Origin of the sequence: Neptuniibacter sp. QD34_54, assembly GCF_047778055.1 — a bacterium.
In the GTDB taxonomy this organism is placed as follows: Bacteria; Pseudomonadota; Gammaproteobacteria; order Pseudomonadales; family Balneatricaceae; genus Neptuniibacter.
Window position 1 is genome coordinate 1002669 of record NZ_CP180546.1, and the last position, 18778, is coordinate 1021446.

Genomic DNA, 18778 nt, shown 5'->3' on the forward strand with positions numbered 1-18778 from the left:
ATCTCCTGCAGATTTTTTAAAGTCATATCTAGGTTTTGCAGGACTTGTGCCATTTGTTAAATCTATTAAATTCAATGAGTTAGGTGTTGTGTGGAGAGGGTTTGAATCTGTTTTTCGCAAAATGCGAATCACTTTGTTAATTGACGTTTTTGATATTGAGAAAGGGCGATTGCGACAGATAAAAGAATGTAGATAGGCCAAGTAAAACCCATAGTGAGGAAGGTGCCAGAAATACAAAAACCGGCCAGTCCAGCTTGCACCGACTGGGCACAGGCATAAAGAACAGGTGAGTAAGGTTGGTTAGGCTTTGGGCGGAAATGCTGGACGGTTGTCAGACTTATTTTGGCAATACTGCTAATTATCGCGATAAATAGGATGAAGCCGAGTATCCCGGTCTCGGCCATGACGCCAAACCAGGTGCTGTGAACTGCATGGTTTTTGCCATCCCAATGGGGGCTGTATTCGAAGTAGTTGGAGATAAAGTTATTAAGACCAACCCCAGTAATTGGGTGGTGAATCGCCATGCCCATTGCTGCTTGCCAAGCATAGATCCTACCCATGGCTGATTCATCAATACCTTCTTCGTGGGCACCACCTGAAGCACGATCACTCACCCCCGCAATTACAAATAAAATACTCAGTGCACAAATACCAGCACCAATCAGCAGCATTTTATTTTTGACTCTATACCAAGCAAATACAGCACCGACGGCACAAATGCCTAGCATACCGCCGCGGCTTTGAGTGGCGATAATGGCGCAAAATACCGTAAGAAATGCACACAAGCTCAGCAGTTTAATCGCTTTACCAAAGCCTGGGGTCATAAAGCTGGCTAAAGCAAAACTAGCTGGAAATAAAAGTACCAGGGATAGGTCATTCGGGTCACCTAGCATAGAGCCGATGCTACGGCCTATTGTGACACGTGTTCCTTCAACAAGCTCCAGTCCCATCTGCTTGTTATAAAGCGCCATCACGCCTACTGCGATGCCACACAACATCATGCTGAGGATCAGAACTTTAAACTGAGCTTCCTGTCGTAGTAGCCAACTAATCGCTATCAGCATGAGTGCAATTTTTACATAGGTTCCGTTTAGTGAAGTAAGTGCGGCATCTCTGTTGGTTGCTAACACGGCACCGATGACGACCAAGCAGAAAAAACACATAAACAGAGATTGCTCTCGGCACCAGAAAACTTGAATGCGTTTTGTAATGAGGTTAATAGAAAGAGAACCCAGTGTTGCGATGGCGAGTAGTTGTGGAATTTTCAGTGGATAGAGCTGAGGAAAGACCTCGTGCAATCGAAAGAAAGAGAAAGCGATAAAAGCTAAGCAAAGCAAGAAGGGCAGGCGTAAACCAATCAAGACCATCAGTGGTAGTAGAGCAATGGCACTGACTGCAGGATGAGGTACGAGATACCAAGCCGCAGTCAGCAAACCTATGCAGGTGAGTGCTACTAAAATTTGTGAGCCATTGCCCTCTACTCGAAAATTCATCGCTATGACCTATCTAGTAGTTGAGTCGTCATACTCAGAACTTTTTTCGGGATAGGAATCAGCCCCACTACAGTAGCTGTAGCGATAAAGCCAAAAATGATGGCGCAGTTTTGCAGTAACACTGACCAGCTTAATGGTGCAGATGAAATCAGGCTTATACAAAGTACTCCTACAGTTCCTGTGAATAACAGGCGGCGCAATTGGTATGGCAGCTGTAATGACCGCTGGCTTACATAATAGGTTGCGATTAAGCGACTACCTAAGGCCAGACAAGTGGCTGCAATAGCACCCCAAGCATGGAAAATTGGAATCAAGGTTAAATAGGCGACAAGTGCGATAAAAGCTGCAGCACCATCAATCATCGCTGGGCGAACAGTGGTGTTTTCGCTCATCGCGCCAAAGGCGAGTGTTGAGGTCATGTTATGCACAGCAGCTAAGGCGGCAAGCCAAGGGATAAAAACGATTGAGTCGTGATAGCTTGAAGGGGTTAAGAGTCGGACCATAGTAGGTCCTGCAGCAGCGATAAACAGTGCGGCAATAATGGCGATCATTACGCCTAAACTTCCGATTTTGGCACATCTGATTTTGCCGTCGGTTTCTTTAAGGCAACTAAAACGACGGGCATGCCACCATAGATCAAATGGTTGAATCAATACTGCAGTAATCAGGCCGAATTTAGCCGCAAGGGCATATTGTGCCATTTCGGCTGTACCTACAGCATCGGCTAAAATCCAACGGTCAAAGCTACCTAAAACAAAGCCAGATATACCTACGAAGATCAGTGGCCCACCGTAAATGGAATAGGTTTTAAAGCGTGAAAACTCAAAGCTAATTCCCGTATCTTTCAATTGTTTCCGGATCAGCCAGCTACACAGCAAAATGGCAGAGGCTAACGTTGCGCAAAGCACCCCTGTCACGCCGAAACCCATAAACAGTAGCGGTACAGCAATCGCTACCTGTAATGCTACTCGACCTGCCGTTCCTATTAGATACGACCAAGCCATACCTGACATACGCAGCCATGCGAGGGGTATTAAAATGGTACCAACCATGGATAAGCTAGCGAGAATGAGGCGCGTATCCAGTTCGGCAATATCCCCTGGAAGCAATCGACTGATAGGGCCAGCAAATAGCTGCCCTAAAATGAGCGCTAACCCGCCAAGGCAGATCGCCATACCAAAAATATTGGCACTGGCTTTACGTTTTTCGATCTCATTGTCGGCACTGCCAGCAAACCTGAATAAGGTTTCAGCTAGTCCCATACCGATTACAATACTTAGTAGGTCAGCCAAGGTTTGCAGAACATCGAGGCGACCATAATCTTCAGGAGTTAAAAAATGAGTAGAGACTGGCACCATGATCAAAGCCAACCCTTTAGAGAGGGCAATGGCTGAAGCGTAGATCAGACTGTGCTGAACTGCGATGGGTAAATTAGCTATACGTTTTAACATGGTAAGCCTCCTTTCATTCAGATACTCAATATTGGAGCGAATTGCAGGCCATATTTGAGAAAGTATTTAAATTCAGCTGGTTAGCAGCTATTTGGTTTTTTGGGGAACAGTTGATCGGTTTAAAAAGGAGAGGATTTCAATTTTGATTCGCAAAATGCGAAAACGGCCCGTAGGCCGTATTCGGTAGTTTTAAGGTATTCAGCTTATGCTGATTTAAATGGTTTACGTCTAAGTGTGAAAAAACAGAGTAGAGCCGTTAATAAACCCGCACTACCACTGCCCAGTGAAGGTGCAGGTGCCGCCTGCATACTGATAACGGTTTCAGTTGTCGGAACGTCTGCATACAAAGCGGTTACCGGGTCTGTTCTGATACTGAAAACGGCATCATTAAAGTCATTGTCGCCATAAGGTCTTACAAGATCCTCAAAGCCTAAAATGAGATCATCTTCAGCAGATAGACTGCTCATCATGGCAACATGGCGAGAATATTCATCTGCATTATCGATAGTTGCAAAGCTATCATTCTCAGGGTTTAAGAAATCGATAGTGAACATGGCTAAAGGATCAGAGCTGGTATAGTCCCAGCCTTTTACTTGGCTGCCATCCCAGGCGTTTTGAAGGAGGAAGAAACCGACATTAGTACCTGCTTCAAAGACAGTGCCCCCTTCCATGTCAAAATTTGTACCATCGATATTAGTGATTTCTGCACCTCCAAGTGTGACAGTATCACCTGAAAGTAAACTACCTCCCCCTCCTTGTTCTGAAACATTGTTAAAGATCATTCCTGTGTCTATACCGGATAGATTCTGTAATTCAGATATACCGATATGACCAGAGCCATCCAAATCGATGTCTCCAAAGGTTAAGCCATCAAACGCATCATCGGTGAAGGTAAAATAACCTAGAGAATTTCGATATCCAGCTCCTTCATCTAGAAAGGTTATAGAGATATGCGCATCTTCTTGTAGAGTTAAATTAGGGTCATAGGATGTATCCAAAAATTCCTGATTAGCAACTGTACTCTCAGGCAGTGCAGTTTGAACTTCAGTTAACAGTCCTTCTTCAAGTTGTATGTTTACTAAGGAATCTGTTTCATCCTCAGCGGCTAGGGCATTCTGCGCGATAGAAATCATCACTCCTGTGAACACCATACTTCGTATTTGATGTTTCATATCTCCTCCCATACCTGCATGCATTAAAGGTATTACTGATAGAGCTAATTAAATTGCAGCAAGAGTTGTTCCATATGCTTTGAATTTGTAACTTATTGAATTTGCGTGTTTTGAAAGTTTTTGTGTCGTTGATCATTTTTTAAATGACTCTCAAATTGATAAATTTTCGCATTATGAAAGCGGCACTAAACATTGATGCGTGCTACCTTTTCTGCAATCTGACAACCACCAATTTCGATAAAAGCCAAAACCGCAGGTTGGGCAGTCGCTGTAGATTCGGTGGAATAAATAAACGTGGAGACGCCAGTTCTTATGCGGTCGATGGTGTAATCCAGTTGTGGGAATTCAGGGTAGATCTTTCCTCTGAAAATAACGCCAAAACGATTATCTTCTGCCTTAATCAGGCGTTTCAGAATATGGCTACCTTCGGCATTCCTAAACAGAGGAAGCAGAGCAATTGAACCTTCACATTGTTGATCCTGAAAACCGCTGACTTTATAGGGGCCTTGGTTTGCAGCTTCGATCGTGCCCAAGTATCGAAGCGAGGGAATATCTAGCGAAACAGCTCCGGCTTGTTCTTCCTGAGTACCGATATTAATGGTTTTTAATGTTTTTAAACCGAGTGACAAGCTGGTGGATAAAATGAGCACCAGTGGAAGTAGAATGGCCATTTTCATAGTTATCTCTCCTACGAACGCAGATTAAAGTCACAATAAAGGTGAATATTTCGATGGCGGTTGCGCCAAAGCCATCATGTAAAAAGCTGTACCAAGCGTGATTGATCGTCATAGCGGATAGGCGAAGCCCGTTAATGGTCAGCACAACTAAGGCTAAAATAACTGCATGTTTAATATCTCTTCGCTCAAGATCACCATGTTTTAACAAACTTAGGGTCAACCACAGCAACAGCGCTAGAGACATATTGGTAAATGCCGAACAGCCTGTGAGGACCAGTAAGCTAAAGCCGTTGGCTTGCACGATGGTATTTCCTGCAACAGCGGCTTCTATCTGAAATAGGGGTAAGAACAGACTGCTAAACCAGGCATCGAAGGTTAAGATCTGATTGGCAAATAACGTCAGACTGAGTTGGCAGCAGGGCTCCCTAATTGCCATTGCAAAAAGGATCGTGGCTGCAATTCTGTGTTTCTCCTGCATAGGGTGTCGTAACCATAACCAAGCAGATGCAGCGGCAACCAGCCAACTCAATAAGGCGCTAGGTATCAGTAGTAAGCTGCATAACAAAATGCCAGCATAGATATAAACCGGCGTCGTTTTTACCTTGCTAAACTGCACTTCTAAGGTCAGTCTCATGCTGATAAAAAGTACGACCCAAACAACAAAGCTATGGCCTAAGCCGTTAAATACTGCGGCATTGAACGGCTCACTTAAGAGAGTCCTAATCACTTCTGGCAACAGGGCATTGATCACCGCTAAGTAGGTTACTAACGGAAAGAACAGTGTTTCTGTAGAAGTTGTTGCAGCCAAACTCTTCATAATGTTCTCCTGTCAAATTTCAGGTTTATGAAGCCTTTGTGATGTGCTGCTTGTGCGTAGATCTCTAGAATCGAAGGAATGACAAAACTATCGCTGTAGTATTTGCAGATTCTATGGTGAGCTGCGATCGACATAGCGGCCTTGTCTGTACCCGACTGAGTCCACCAGTTGGCAATTACGCTACCTAGCGTCTTTTCATCACCAGTATTCACTAACCAGCCAGATTTATGGTCTTCGATAAGTTCTGGAATAGCACCTAACCGATAACTGGCAACAGGTATGCCTCGGCTCATCGCCTCCAGTGCTACTAAAGGCAGGCCCTCGCTTTTACTCGAAATACAGAGCAAGCCTACATTGTCCCAGTATTGATCCATCTCTACTTGACCGAAGAAGTCGAGATGGGGGTACTCGCGTTCTAAACCGGCTTTAAGTGGTCCATCGCCATAAACATGGCAGGGGATTTCCTTAGGTAATTGTTCTGTAATTCGAGCAAAAGCTTTAGGCCCTTTTTCGTCGGAGAGTCGGCCGACAAAAGCGACAGCCTTACCGCGTTCTGTTTGCAGTTTGGCAGGGGCAACAAAGTTAGCGATCTGGTGAGAGGTAATAGGCAGCCGAGAAGAGATTTCATCACTTACGCTGAGTACACGGTCAGCTAAAATCGATGTGCTGTAATCCAGCCAGCTATAAAACCTTAATTTCCCTTTCCCCAGATCACCCGAGTGAAAGGTTGAGATCACCGGTGTAGAGGTTAATTTTCCGAAGATACGCCCAATAATCCCAGCTTTATAACCATGGGTGTTCACAATACAGGGGGAATGGGTGAGTAGCTTATACAGCTCTCGGTAGTTGCTTAAGCATCTATAGGGTAGCCCTTCCTTCGTTAGCTTATCTTTAAGAGGGTGCGCGCCAAAGTCTCGCATAAATATAACTTCGCTACGGTAGCCGTTCTGATTTAACCAACGAGTGAGGTTAAGAACATGGCTCTCGATTCCGCCTTGGTGGCGACTATCAACCAGTTGATAAATAAGCCAGTCATGAATAGACATAATTCCTTCCTCCTGTATCGCTGAGATTGTTTATCTAGATATCAGCAAGGCTTAGGCCATTCATCAGCTTCTTTAGCAAAAACAGCTGGTTAGCTGATTCAGTAGCTCTAAGCAGGGTTGAGTGGCTTTAAAATCAGGCTAATTAACGCAATTTGCAGAAATGTTTCGCATTTTGAGAAACAAAATGAGGCTGTGCTTTTGGGTTGTTTTTTAACTTATTGAAATTTAAGGATAAATATTTTGGCTGGCTTCTTGCTGTAACCAATACATCAAGCAAATTGGTTTCAACAGTAAGGAGAAATACTATGAAATATCTGGTCACTGGAGGCTGTGGGTTTATTGGTTCACATTTAGTAGATGCCTTACTAGCACAAGGTCATCAAGTCAGAGTATTGGATAACTTATCAACAGGTGTAGTGGACTATTTACCCGATCAGGTAGAGCTTGTATTGGGTGATGTCGCCGACTTAGCCATTGTTAAAGGTGCAATGTCAGAGATGGATGGCTGCTTTCACTTAGCGGCAATCGCATCGGTAGAAAAATCAAATTCCGACTGGGTTGGCACGCATAAGGTTAATCAGCAGGGTAGTGTGAATGTCTTCGAAGCAGCGCGACATAGCGGTAGTAAAGACTCTATCCCTGTAGTTTATGCATCATCAGCGGCAATCTATGGTGACAACGCTACTATTCCTTTAGATGAAACATCAGCCCCTCGACCTATCAGTGCTTACGGTGCTGATAAGTTAGGCAGTGAGCATCATGCCCGAGTTGCTTGGCTAAACCATAAGGTATCTACCGTGGGGATGCGTTTTTTCAATGTTTACGGCCCCCGTCAAAACCCCTCTTCACCTTACTCTGGGGTTATTTCCATCTTCATCGACCGAATTCTTAACAATCTCCCCATTACGATCTTCGGTGATGGTAAACAAACCCGCGATTTTACCTACGTAGCCGACGTGGTGAAACATCTGATCGCAGCCATGGAAAACACAAAAGGCGAAGCATCGGTGTTTAATGTTTGCACCGGACAATCCACCTCAATTTTGCAGCTAGCACGAACCCTATCGATGGTGGCTGGAGTAGACGTGAACATAGAACATAAACCTGCCAGAACCGGTGATATCGCAACTTCATTAGGCGATCCAAGTCGCGCTTCAGCAAGACTAGGGTTACGTGCAGATGTTGGCTTAGGCACAGGTATGGCCTTTACGGTTGAAGCGATGAAAGAGAACTCTTTAAAACAAACCGGTTAAAACGGCAGAACAGATTTCTTCCAGCGAACTTGGTAAGTCTAACTTTAAATACTGTGCAGAGATCAGATTTAAAGTGGGGCTTACCTTTTTTATTTAGGGTGTTTGAGATTTGATAAAGTGATGAGCCCCTGATCCGCCCAGAAAGCCTGTAGTAGGGCGGTTTAAGACGATTGATAAATGAGTAACTATGATTGGCTCTTTTTCCATTCATCTGTAAGCATACCGGCAAATCCCCAATCCTCTTCTTCAATTTCCTGGATCACAATATGGGTATGTTCAGGTTTTTTGCCGAGTACCCTTTGTAGAGAGCCAGTAATGTCTTTAACAATTTCTGCTTTTTGCTCTCGAGTGACACCTTTGGTGACTTGAACATTTACATAGGGCATTTAAATCTCACAGTTATCAGTGTTGGGTTGAATTTACAGATACATTTTATCGGTAAAGCAACATCTTCAAGTTAGTACACCAAGCAAGGTAGCATAGACAGGGAGGGAGCTCTATTGATGAAGGTTTGAACCTTAAGGTATTAGAGCGTTACACCTCTCTCTTTGATAAATTGCATTTCCAATTTAGTAACCCTTTAAATAAAAGGGGAATACATCGAGATTTGTTACTAACTCTCCAAAATAAGCGACAGGTTTTGGACTGGATAAATTGCTAAAATACTGCGCAATTTGAGAAAGCACGAATATAAACAAGAGCCCGAGTGATTACTGATGGATACTCCCAGCTGTGAATACGGTGTAAACGACAACTCCTACAAAATGGCAGGTGAGATAGCTGGTCTAACTCAGTTGGTCGATGACTTTTATCAGTTTATGGATGAACTGCCAGAGGCGCAGACCATTCGTAAAATGCACCCGGACGACCTTACCGAATCACGAAAGAAACTTGCCTACTTCCTATCCGGCTGGTTAGGTGGCCCTAAGCTCTTTTCTCAAAACTACGGTTCTATTCGTATTCCCCATGCCCACAGCCATTTTCCTATCGGGCCCGAGGAGAGTGAAGCGTGGATTCTATGTATGCAAAAAGCGGTTGCGAAACAACCTTACGAAGAACCGTTTAAGGTTTATCTTATCGAGCAGTTACGTGTTCCCGCAGAAAGAATTACCCAAGCCTGCCGTAGATAAACTTCCTGCAGCAAAGCTTTCTTTAGAAGAATTTTTACCACTTTTTGAGCTTATTTAATGATCAAACTACTTCGCATCGTCAGCCTTCTAGAAGGCCTCTCTTACATCGCCATCTTAAGCGTCACACTTGGCTTTATTAGCCGAGATTACGTATCCACACTCGGCATGACCCACGGGATCCTGTTTATGATCTATGTGATTCAGGTCCTTAATATCTCCAGCAAAGAAAGCTGGACCTCAAAACAACAGCTAGGCCTGATGCTAGCATCCGTAATCCCATTTGCCTTTATCCCAGCTGAAATCTATTTACGGAAAGTAGAGCAGCATAAGCAACAAGCGACTACGGCTTGAGAGAAAGTTTGAATGAAACCATGCCAAGGGATTAAAGGGGTTTAGTTCCTTGAATCCTTTTTGGTCTTATTAACCACCTAGCTGAAGATACGTTCAAGCTAACAAAGTTTAGTTTTCCTCTAGCCACGAAGTGGCGCCCTCAAGCACAAGTCCCCTAAGGTATAGACGAAACGGTCTATTCGAAGGGTGCAAAGTAGGTTTTTCTCGGAGCTACTTAGAGAAAAAAGTTAAATTTCAAGATGTAACCCCTCTCCATACTTACCTGAATAGTAACTATACATTTTTTTCATTTCTTATCGTTTACCTTCACCGCTAACATAAATTTAACTTTTAGAGCGTTGGCAAAGAAATGAATATTAGAAAAAGAGAAACCATTAAAAGAATATTGATTGGAGCTTTTTTGACTTCAGTTTCAATTTTTTCTCATGCGGTAAATGAAAAGCAATCAATAAATATTGAACATGAGTTTAATTATCCTGCTAACGAAGTTTGGGATGGTATCGGTACTTTTTGTTCAATTAAACTTTGGCAATCACTTGTTCAAGACTGTCTGGTTACAGAAAAAGAAGATGGCATATATCGGTTTGTGACAATGAAGGATAAAACTGTCTTTACTGAACGGCTTGAATCTTATTCCGCTAAAAATAAGACATTTAGTTATAGCATAAAGTACGGGCCAGTCGATCTTGAAAATTATATGTCGATTTTAAAGGTAGTTCCTACTCAAGGAAATAAATCCAAATTGATTTGGAATGTTACTTTTGAATCAGAAAAAGAATCAAAGTTGAAATCGGTTTTGACTGATTTATTCCGTAATGGAATAAATGGAATGGATGAGTTGTTAAAAAATAATAAAATGGAGAGTGAAACATGATTTTAGTAACTGGTGCTACAGGTAACGTAGGTTCTCATGTGGTGGATATGCTGATTAAAGAGTCAATACCAGTTCGGGTGACTACACGTGATGAAAATAATATTCCAGACGAATGGATCGGTAATGTTGATGTGTTTGTTACCGATTTTAATAATCCTAATGATATTAATTCAGCCTTTGATAGTGTTGAAGGCTTAATTCTTATTACGCCAGCCAATGAGGAAATGGAAATTCAACAAAAAAATATTGTTGAATCAGCAAAAGTTAATGGGGTTAAACGGATTATTAAACTTTCCGGTTTAGGTGCTGGGCCTGATGCAGAGATTCGATTGCCAAAAGCTCATTATAAGATCGAAGAGTTTATTAAAGCTTCAGGTATAGATTACATCTTTGTTCGCCCTAACCTATTTATGCAGACCTTAATGGGTTCTTATGAATCAATCGTCCAAAATCGGGCCATTTATGCTCCTGCAGGTACGGGGAAGATCTCATTCATTGATGCACAAGATATTGCTGCTGTGATTGTTTCCGCTCTTTGCACTAATGAGTTTAATCGTAGCATAGACATTACGGGGCCTGACGCAGTTTCTTACACAGAGATAGCTTCTAAGCTATCTAATGCGACAGGCTCTTCAGTCGAGTTTGTTGATGTGACTGAATCTACAGCCAAAGAATCAATGCTTGCAAGTGGATTGAGTGATTGGCTGAGTGAAGCATTCTTAGAACTATTTCAGGTCTATCGTGCAAATTTAGGATCAGCCGTGCTTTCTCATAATATTAAAGCTGAAACGGGGACTACAGTGACAACAATTGACCAATTTATTCAAAATAATTTTCAGACAAATTAAGTATTTTATTTTAACAATATCAATCAATTAATGGAGTAAATGATGAACGCAATCTTAAAGGAACAAAAGTCACTGATCGTAGTTGGTGATAAATTTACTTGTTTTGGCTCTATCCCAGGTGCGATTACTGCATCAAAACTTGCTCGTATCATGGAAGGGTATGATAAAGAAACTCCGATGCCAAAAGTTGTTGTGTTTGGGCAAGGGTTATCTGAAAGCTGGATTGAGTTTTTTAAAAGTACTAATGTTGAAAATAATTTAAAGATCGTATTCATCGAAGATAAAACATCTCCAGTTCGTGCTGGTCGTAGCCAGGCTCATAAAGTTAATAGAAAAAATGTATTAATATCATCCCCGTCGGAGGTTGGTGAAAATCAATTTTCTATGCAGCTAAGGTTAGATGATGATTGTGAAATTATGGCCGATCACACTACGGGTCATCATATTCAAGGCATGGTTTTAATTGAAGCTGCTAGGCAGTCTTTTCTTGCAGTTACTGAAAAATTTTACCTTTCTAAAGATAAAAGCTATTACTTTGTAATTAATAATATGGATGTTAATTATAAAAAATTCGCATTTCCAATTGAAACAAAAATAAACTTTGATATTACTTCTGTTAAATCAATAAAGGATGAGCGTTTCTCCGCTACGACAGATATTGATTTTATTCAAAACGGGGAGAGTATCTGCACGGTAAATGTAAAGTATACAGCGATCCTAAATGAAAATCTGAGTAAGAAGGAGAGGGATATGGCAGAGGAATCTCTAAAGTTTGCATTGGAATCACAAGGTTTAAACCCACAATTAACACCTTGTTTATCCGAAGCTGTTTAGTTACATGTCGTTGCATATTTCTAGATAAAGGTCCCGAATCCAATTCGAAATAGCATTATTAACTAGATGCTTTGGCCTTACGTAATAAAAAGTATGCTTTTTACTTTCAAAAGGTAATTCATGAATGCGTAACGCATAGTGGTTACTAAAGTGTTTGGCCAAACGACGGGGTAATGCACATAAGTATGGGCTGCGTTGAAGAATGTTGGGAACAGTTGCAAAGCTGTATACGGAAGCTGCCACAGTGCGTTGGGTTCCGTAGTCCAGAAGTTTTTCATCAACCCAGCCCACATTTTTACCTGAGTAAGACACCAAAATATGTTCGTACTCAAGATAGGTTTTGAGATCCATGGGAGATTCAGATGAATACTGTTTACCTGAGATCACAACATAGTCTTCATTAAAAACAGGGTCTGCCACAAGGTTTTCACTGTTATGTAGAGAGGAAACAATGGCGCAGTCGATTTCACCGCTATGAATCATACATGAAGCGTCGGAATACGAGGTTGAGACAGCAGATAGGTTTAAAGAGGGAGCTTGCTCCCGAATTGTATCTAACAATTTGGGAAAAATTAGCGTCAAACCATAATCGTTAAAACCAAATTTACAGTTAGCAGAAATGCTCGCAGGGTCGAAAGCTCTTGGAAGGTTTAGAGAGTTTTCTAGTTGAGAAAGGGATTGGGTAATTTGCGGGATGATTAATTCAGTTGTACGTGTTGGTTTCATCTCACCATTGATTCGTACAAATAGACGCTCTCCAAATAGATGCGTCAAACGATCCATTGCTCGACTTACCGCGGGTTGAGACATACCGATATCTTCACCGGCCTTAGTTAAGTTGCGGTGACGGTAAACGGAGGAAAGAACTTTAAGTAAGTTCAAATCCACAGAACTTAGTGTGCGCATGATCTTTCAGGTCCTTTGAATGATTAAGTCGAGGATTCTAGGGAATCCTTACCACGCAAGCAACACAGCAGAGATGTTCTTTTAACAGAACATTCGTTTATTTTACAAGGAGCGAAAAAATGGAAATTACACATAGCCAAATACTTATCATTGGAGCAGGACCTGTAGGGCTGGCGCTTGGCTGCATGTTTCGATTACAAGGTTTAGATGTACGTATTATCGAAAAAAATAGCACAACGACGCCTTTCTCTAAAGCCGTTGGAATTCATTCCAGAACACTTGAGCAAATGCATGCTCTTGGCATTGCGGATAAGTTGGTTAGCCAAGGCCGACCTCTTACACAATTTTCAATATCTGAATCTAATCAAAAAACACTATCCGCAAGCTTTGAAAACATTGGTTCGCCTTACGAATTTGTCTTAGGTCTGCCTCAAAGTAAAACTGAAAGTACATTACACGCACGTTTTATCGAGCTAGGCGGTAGTGTCGAGTGGGAAACTGAAATCATCAGTATTGAAGATTGTGGTTGTCCTAAAGGTCAGAATAGTCTGTCCGAAGTAGTGATACGCTTGCCGAATGGTGAAAAGCAAAAGGTTACTAGCCATTGGTTGTTTGGGGCAGATGGTAGCCGAAGCTCAGTGAGGGAAATGGCTGATATAGCTTTCCCAGGAGGGAGCTATGAAAAAGGCTTTATGTTGGGGGACATCAAAATTGATTGGGATGGTGATAAAGACCATCTTCAATTTTTCCTATCGAAACACGGTTATTTGCTTTTAATTCCAATGCCAAACGGAATGCATCGCGTCATTGCTCAAACAGAAAACCGTTACGAGGATTTTCAAAAAACTGATAAACCCGTAGCAACACTACAAGACTTACAAGCGATAGTTGACCGAAATGGCCCCGGTGGCATTAAGCTGCATTCACCTGAATGGCTAACCTGCGCTCCTTTTTACCATCGTTGTGCCGCCCAAGTACGAAAAGGCAGAATCCTACTGGCAGGTGACTCGTTCCACTTGTTCAGTCCTCTCGGAGCTCAAGGGCTCAATACTGGATTTCAGGATGTTTTCAATATTGGCTGGAAGGTCGCTTTTTATGAAAAGGGCTGGGGAGACCTTACTCTGATTGATAGTTACCAAACAGAACGACAAGCTATTGCTGACTTAGTAGCTAAAGTTACGAGCAAAACAACCAACTATATAACATCAACCGCTTGGCATAAGCGTCTGCTGCGTAAGTGCTTTACATTGTGTATGAATAATACCGATAAAGTACAACACACATTACCAAAGCTAATGGCTGGGATGTTGCAAAAATACTCAGTTGAATCACTATTGGTCGGCAAATCAGGGCACCAAATTCCACAAGCTGGTGAGCGCTTCCCTCATGCATGGATTCCGCAAGATGAAGGCTATAGCCCTATCTGTGATTTTCTTAATGGCCCGGAATTTACATTCGTATTGGTGACACCTCACCTAACGGATAAAGCGATCAATCATCTGCACAAGATAAAACAGTCGTTGGTAAACCAAATTCCATTTATAAAAATAATGGTCATTGCCCCTAAATCAAACGAAATTAGCAAGCTTCCATCTTCCATCCAATTTGTCGAAGACCGTTTAGGCAGTATGTGTAATCTTGCGGCAAATGGACATGAAGCCTCTTTGCTCGTTAGACCTGATGGCATTTGTGCATTAACTCAAAATAACTGGGAGCAGGACTCGGTAACAGAATATTTTACCGAAACTGGCTTGTTGAAAAACATCACAAACCAGCTTAAAGCCGCATAAGAAAGGATTCAAAAATGCCTCTTAATAAGTCAAATAGTTTGCGCGTTGCATTCTTTGATATGGACGAAACCATCCTCAATTTTAAATCGATGTTTTCTTTCCAGTCTTACTTTTACGACCATGCAAAGAAAACAGGACTGTTCTCTTCAAAACATGAGTTTTTAGAACATTTAGAAAGTAGAAAAAGCTCATTAACTAGAGAGCAGCTTAATCGGGAATTCTATCGTAGCTTTGCAGGTAGGGATCTCATCGAAGTAAAGCAATTAGCTGAAAGCTGGTTTATCGATACGTTAGAAAAAATGGGAGATAACTTTTGGATTCAACCCACTATCGACTTAATTAATCAGTTAAAAAGTGATGGCTATCAAATCGTTGCTGTTTCTGGTTCAAGTAGAGAGATATTGGCTCCTATTAGTCGGTACCTCTCATTGAATGACTGCTTATCAACTCATACGTGCTCCGATTCAGGCGTACTTAATGGCGAAATAGAAAGTAGTTTAATTGGCAATGGCAAAGTACTTGCGATTCTAAACTACGCGGAAGAAACAAATCTAAACCTAGAATCCTGTATGGCGTGTGGCGACCATATTTCTGATGTACATATGTTAGAGATTGTAGGTCTAGCAAAAATAGTGGCGGGGGATCCTGAACTTGAGACGTTCGCGAAGCGAAAGGGTTGGGAAATTATTCAGCCTCAGCAAAAAAGCCCAGACCATCAACTGTCTCACGTATAAAACAGGAGATCATCATGAATTCGACAAGTCGAACCGGGTTATCTGCGCTTGCTCTAGTTTTTGCGACAGTCTCATGGGGAGCTCTTTTTCATATAGGTAAAGACGCCCTCAATTATTTAGACCCATATTGGTTTACAGCTGTGCGATACATACTGGCAACTGTATTCGTCATGGCGTTACTTTTACTGACCGGCAAGCCCCGCTGGGAAATTTTGCGCAGCAATTGGCCTTCTTTATGTCTGTACGGCATTTTGGGCTATGGCGTATTTGGCACAATGGTTTTTGTCGGTTTAAGCCTATCAGTGCCTTCTCATGGGGCCATTATTATGGCGACGATTCCTATTACGGCACTATTAGTCAGCCGCTTTTTAGATGGTCAGCAAGCTGACAACTCCTTATGGCTGGTGAGTACATTAGCGATAATAGGGGTGAGCTTAGTTTCAGGTGTGTGGAGTGCTGATTCCAATTCAAATGCTTCACCTATTTTAGGCGATTTAATCGCTCTTATCGGGACATTAGGTTGGGTATTCTACACTCGTGGTCAAAAGAAAATCTCTGATATTCGAGTACTAGAATATACGGCATTTACGACTCTTACAGCAGTTCCGTTTATTGCTTTATTTGCTGGTTTACTAACCGTACTAGGTGTATCGGAATTGCCAAGTACCGAAAATCTAATTGCATCAGCTCCTTCAATGCTATTCGTTGTCATTCTATCAACCGTACTCGCTGCTTTGGCGTATAACTTCGGTGTCAAAAATTTAGGTATGCACAACGGCATCTTATTTATAAACCTTGTACCAGTATCTGCTTGGCTTATTAGCACCTATAGAGGGATCGCACCCACTTCCATCGAAACGATTGGCACCTTACTCGTTGTGGCTGCCTTATTGTTTCAAGCTTATCGGATTAAAAATCCTCTTAATATCAAATCTAAATTACCTAGTTCACCAACTGGCAAAACTGCTAACGCAAACACTAATGTCTAACACAATGAAAAGGATATCAAAATGAAAACGACTAAATTAATGACCGCTTCTACAGTACTTGCATCGCTTATGAGTTTCACTGCTGCAGCTGGGGAACTTGGAGTCTATACCTCTGATGCTACAGGCTTTAATACACATACTTTTTTCTATGACGATGGCAAAGAAGTCGTCATGTTTGACACTCAGTTTACCCCTGCATTTACTGAAAAAATGGTTGAACAGATTCGACAGGAAACCGACTCAAAAATCACTCAGGTCGTAGTTACACATCCCAACCCAGATAAGTTTAATGGACTTGCTTATCTACATGCTCAAGGGATTAACTCTATCTCAAGTCAGTCGATTGCTGATGCGATGCCACGTGTTCATGCCTATAAGAAAAACTTCTGGGTAAACACAATGAAGAGCTTTACAGAGGATAGCTATCCAGCGTTTGAAAACGCAAAAGTTACCTTTAATAAAACGCATCAATTAAAACTAAAATCGGGTGAAACGATTAGTCTATTTGAATTACAGAATTCAGGTGTGGCATCTAAACAGCTGGTGGCACGTATTGACCAAACAGGTGATTTGATTGTGGGCGATTTAGTCCATCATAAAGCGCATGCTTGGTTGGAAGGTAGCTTGATTAATGGTGCGCCTCAGCCAGATATTAAGGCTTGGAATGCAGCCCTTGCAGAACTACCTGCACTGAGTGCGGGTTTTCCAAACGCTAAAATTTACGGAGGCCGAGGTGAATTTGTAAAAGTAAAAGATGCAGTGACCGCTCAAACGAGCTATCTAACTAAAGCAGATCAACTCGTTAAAACGTTTATACAAGAAGATAAAGGGACTTATAACAACCCAAGTGATCGCTACAAATCGATTGCTGATATTTTCAGTAATGCGTTTCCAGACTATAACTACCCTTATATGGTGCAGTACTCCGTTTACGGATTGTACAACAGCCATAAAAGCACACTAAGCAACTAGAAATCACTGTTAGATAAATAGGGGCGCAATCGCGCCCCTTTCTTGTATCTGCCTGAAAAGAAGGAAAAGACACCAGTTAACTTAAACTTTTCTCTTATAAAAGGGCGACGGTGCACAATGCACAATGCAAGAACTGACCCTCTGATTCTTACAAGAACTGACCCTCTGATTCTTATTATCCGAAAGCTACATAAAGGCCTGAACATCCCAACCGAGAGTTTAGTTAAGGACTACGAACTCAAGCAGGCTTCGCTTTTTTAGGATTAAAGGGCTTTGACCCTTATAATCTCATTGACCCCTATAATCTCATCGTCAGCCTTCTCGAAGGCCTCTCTTACATCGCCATCTTAAGCGTCACACTTGGGTTTATCAGCCGAGATTATGTATCCACACTTGGCATGACCCACGGCATCCTGTTTATGATCTACGTGATTCAGGTGCTGAATATCTCTCACAAAGAAAACTGGACCTCAAAGCAACAGCTAGGTCTGATGCTAGCATCGGTAATCCCATTCGCCTTTATTCCAGCTGAGATCTACCTACGGAAATTAGAGCAGAGCAACCAGCAAGAAAAGGAAACAACGGCGGTATAGCGAGGCGATACCACCGAATTTGGCAGAGGAAAGATAAAGCAACGATCACCCTGTAGTGCTCAGTTTTATTTGAGCACTACAGGGTGGAAGATTTGTAGGGTGCAATAGCGAAGCGTATTGCACCGTCAAGGTCCCAGATTTGTGTAATACGCTCCGCTATTACACCCTACTTACTTTAACCCTGAGGTTCTATGACTTTGCTATACGGTAAAGTGTATTTCCTTTTTTGCTTAATCTAGTTTCAACCAAATTTTCAGTAAGCATGGTTTGCAATGCACTTTTTACTCTACGGTGTTCATAATTTGATAAGGCAGAAAATCCTTGCTGCTGAGCACCCCATGCAACGATTCGAGAAGGGGAGAATGACCACTTTTGATATTTTGTTAAGAAATCTAATAGTAAATTCTTAAGCTCAGGATTGTGGAATGATTCCATAAGCTGATCGACTTCATTCATGCTATGAACTTTTTGCTCTAGGAATTCAATTCTGTTCTCGAAATAACCAAACTCTTCTGCATTTTCTGATGCTTGCTCAGCCACTATTTCCTTGAATTCTATGCCACCAATTTTCGTAATCTTTAATCCTAGTTTTTCCCAAGGAATCCATATAAGGATTAATAGAGTGGTAAAAAACAGAAATACGCTACTCACCCCAAGTTCTTTCGGAGATGCAAATGTTTCAGGTGCTTCTGTATACCTGTAAACCAAATAGACGCAGCCCGACATCACTAGAATAGAAAATACAGTCAAAAAAGCTTTAATGCTTTTCGAAATAATTAATCCATTTGAAGAGCTTCCTAACTCTTCATCAAGTGGGATACTTTCATTGGATTCTTGATGCGACATAA

General features: G+C 41.9%; 20 protein-coding genes. 11 read left to right on the forward strand and 9 right to left on the reverse strand.

From position 1 onward, the window contains the following. Positions 1 to 128 precede the first annotated feature (128 nt). The 6 genes from ACMXYP_RS04330 to ACMXYP_RS04355 form a co-directional block, all read right to left on the reverse strand. Positions 129 to 1493, reverse strand: a complete 1365-nt coding sequence (locus ACMXYP_RS04330) for an O-antigen ligase family protein (RefSeq protein ID WP_415883786.1) — start codon at positions 1491 to 1493, stop codon at positions 129 to 131. A gap of 2 nt (positions 1494 to 1495) precedes the next feature. After that, positions 1496 to 2944, reverse strand: coding sequence for a lipopolysaccharide biosynthesis protein (locus tag ACMXYP_RS04335; RefSeq protein ID WP_415883787.1), 1449 nt, complete (start codon positions 2942 to 2944; stop codon positions 1496 to 1498). A 203-nt stretch (positions 2945 to 3147) separates the two neighbouring features. Continuing rightward, the gene (locus ACMXYP_RS04340) at positions 3148 to 4116 is read right to left on the reverse strand and encodes a DUF4114 domain-containing protein (RefSeq protein WP_415883788.1); all 969 of its coding nucleotides are present in this window, start codon (positions 4114 to 4116) and stop codon (positions 3148 to 3150) included. A gap of 185 nt (positions 4117 to 4301) precedes the next feature. Continuing rightward, positions 4302 to 4793 carry a hypothetical protein gene (locus tag ACMXYP_RS04345; protein ID WP_415883789.1) on the reverse strand — a complete coding sequence of 164 codons (492 nt, stop codon included), beginning with the start codon at positions 4791 to 4793 and terminating at the stop codon, positions 4302 to 4304. Continuing rightward, positions 4711 to 5610 carry a hypothetical protein gene (locus ACMXYP_RS04350; protein WP_415883790.1) on the reverse strand — a complete coding sequence of 300 codons (900 nt, stop codon included), beginning with the start codon at positions 5608 to 5610 and terminating at the stop codon, positions 4711 to 4713. The genes ACMXYP_RS04345 and ACMXYP_RS04350 overlap by 83 nt, the downstream gene beginning before the upstream one ends. Continuing rightward, entirely contained in the window at positions 5607 to 6656 is a 1050-nt protein-coding gene (locus ACMXYP_RS04355) for a glycosyltransferase family 4 protein (protein ID WP_415883791.1), read from the reverse strand. The genes ACMXYP_RS04350 and ACMXYP_RS04355 overlap by 4 nt, the downstream gene beginning before the upstream one ends. A 305-nt stretch (positions 6657 to 6961) precedes the next feature. Here ACMXYP_RS04355 and ACMXYP_RS04360 point away from each other — a divergent pair, with 305 nt between their 5' ends. Further along, the gene (locus tag ACMXYP_RS04360) at positions 6962 to 7909 is read left to right on the forward strand and encodes an NAD-dependent epimerase/dehydratase family protein (protein ID WP_415883792.1); all 948 of its coding nucleotides are present in this window, start codon (positions 6962 to 6964) and stop codon (positions 7907 to 7909) included. A 185-nt stretch (positions 7910 to 8094) separates the two neighbouring features. On the opposite strand, the gene ACMXYP_RS04365 is transcribed toward ACMXYP_RS04360, so the two are convergent. Continuing rightward, positions 8095 to 8295 carry a tautomerase family protein gene (locus ACMXYP_RS04365; protein WP_415883793.1) on the reverse strand — a complete coding sequence of 67 codons (201 nt, stop codon included), beginning with the start codon at positions 8293 to 8295 and terminating at the stop codon, positions 8095 to 8097. A gap of 330 nt (positions 8296 to 8625) precedes the next feature. Here ACMXYP_RS04365 and ACMXYP_RS04370 point away from each other — a divergent pair, with 330 nt between their 5' ends. The 5 genes from ACMXYP_RS04370 to ACMXYP_RS04390 all read left to right on the forward strand — a co-directional run bounded on the left by ACMXYP_RS04370 (position 8626) and on the right by ACMXYP_RS04390 (position 11946). Further along, entirely contained in the window at positions 8626 to 9039 is a 414-nt protein-coding gene (locus tag ACMXYP_RS04370; protein ID WP_415883794.1) for a group II truncated hemoglobin, read from the forward strand. Between the two features lie 57 nt (positions 9040 to 9096). Continuing rightward, positions 9097 to 9390: a DUF3817 domain-containing protein gene (locus tag ACMXYP_RS04375; protein WP_415883795.1), complete on the forward strand. Its 294-nt coding sequence runs from the start codon at positions 9097 to 9099 to the stop codon at positions 9388 to 9390. Positions 9391 to 9739: 349 nt separating this feature from the next. Next, entirely contained in the window at positions 9740 to 10264 is a 525-nt protein-coding gene (locus tag ACMXYP_RS04380; protein WP_415883796.1) for an SRPBCC family protein, read from the forward strand. Further along, positions 10261 to 11112, forward strand: a complete 852-nt coding sequence (locus tag ACMXYP_RS04385) for an SDR family oxidoreductase (RefSeq protein ID WP_415883797.1) — start codon at positions 10261 to 10263, stop codon at positions 11110 to 11112. The genes ACMXYP_RS04380 and ACMXYP_RS04385 overlap by 4 nt, the downstream gene beginning before the upstream one ends. A 42-nt stretch (positions 11113 to 11154) precedes the next feature. Further along, positions 11155 to 11946 carry an AfsA-related hotdog domain-containing protein gene (locus tag ACMXYP_RS04390; protein ID WP_415883798.1) on the forward strand — a complete coding sequence of 264 codons (792 nt, stop codon included), beginning with the start codon at positions 11155 to 11157 and terminating at the stop codon, positions 11944 to 11946. On the opposite strand, the gene ACMXYP_RS04395 is transcribed toward ACMXYP_RS04390, so the two are convergent. Next, entirely contained in the window at positions 11947 to 12852 is a 906-nt protein-coding gene (locus ACMXYP_RS04395; RefSeq protein ID WP_415883799.1) for a LysR family transcriptional regulator, read from the reverse strand. It lies immediately after the preceding gene. Positions 12853 to 12971: 119 nt separating this feature from the next. Here ACMXYP_RS04395 and ACMXYP_RS04400 point away from each other — a divergent pair, with 119 nt between their 5' ends. From ACMXYP_RS04400 to ACMXYP_RS04420, 5 genes are all read left to right on the forward strand, one after another. Next, positions 12972 to 14642, forward strand: coding sequence for an FAD-dependent monooxygenase (locus ACMXYP_RS04400; RefSeq protein WP_415883800.1), 1671 nt, complete (start codon positions 12972 to 12974; stop codon positions 14640 to 14642). Between the two features lie 14 nt (positions 14643 to 14656). Then, the gene (locus tag ACMXYP_RS04405) at positions 14657 to 15376 is read left to right on the forward strand and encodes an HAD family hydrolase (protein WP_415883801.1); all 720 of its coding nucleotides are present in this window, start codon (positions 14657 to 14659) and stop codon (positions 15374 to 15376) included. Between the two features lie 14 nt (positions 15377 to 15390). After that, entirely contained in the window at positions 15391 to 16365 is a 975-nt protein-coding gene (locus ACMXYP_RS04410) for a DMT family transporter (RefSeq protein WP_415883802.1), read from the forward strand. A 21-nt stretch (positions 16366 to 16386) separates the two neighbouring features. Then, positions 16387 to 17337 (forward strand): MBL fold metallo-hydrolase, encoded by a 951-nt coding sequence (locus tag ACMXYP_RS04415; RefSeq protein WP_415883803.1) that lies wholly within the window; start codon positions 16387 to 16389, stop codon positions 17335 to 17337. Positions 17338 to 17705: 368 nt separating this feature from the next. After that, complete coding sequence (locus ACMXYP_RS04420; protein ID WP_415884640.1) at positions 17706 to 17930, forward strand: DUF3817 domain-containing protein; 225 nt, start codon at positions 17706 to 17708, stop codon at positions 17928 to 17930. Between the two features lie 189 nt (positions 17931 to 18119). Here the strand turns inward: ACMXYP_RS04420 and ACMXYP_RS04425 are convergent, their stop codons facing one another. After that, complete coding sequence (locus ACMXYP_RS04425; protein ID WP_415883804.1) at positions 18120 to 18776, reverse strand: hypothetical protein; 657 nt, start codon at positions 18774 to 18776, stop codon at positions 18120 to 18122. Positions 18777 to 18778 lie beyond the last annotated feature (2 nt).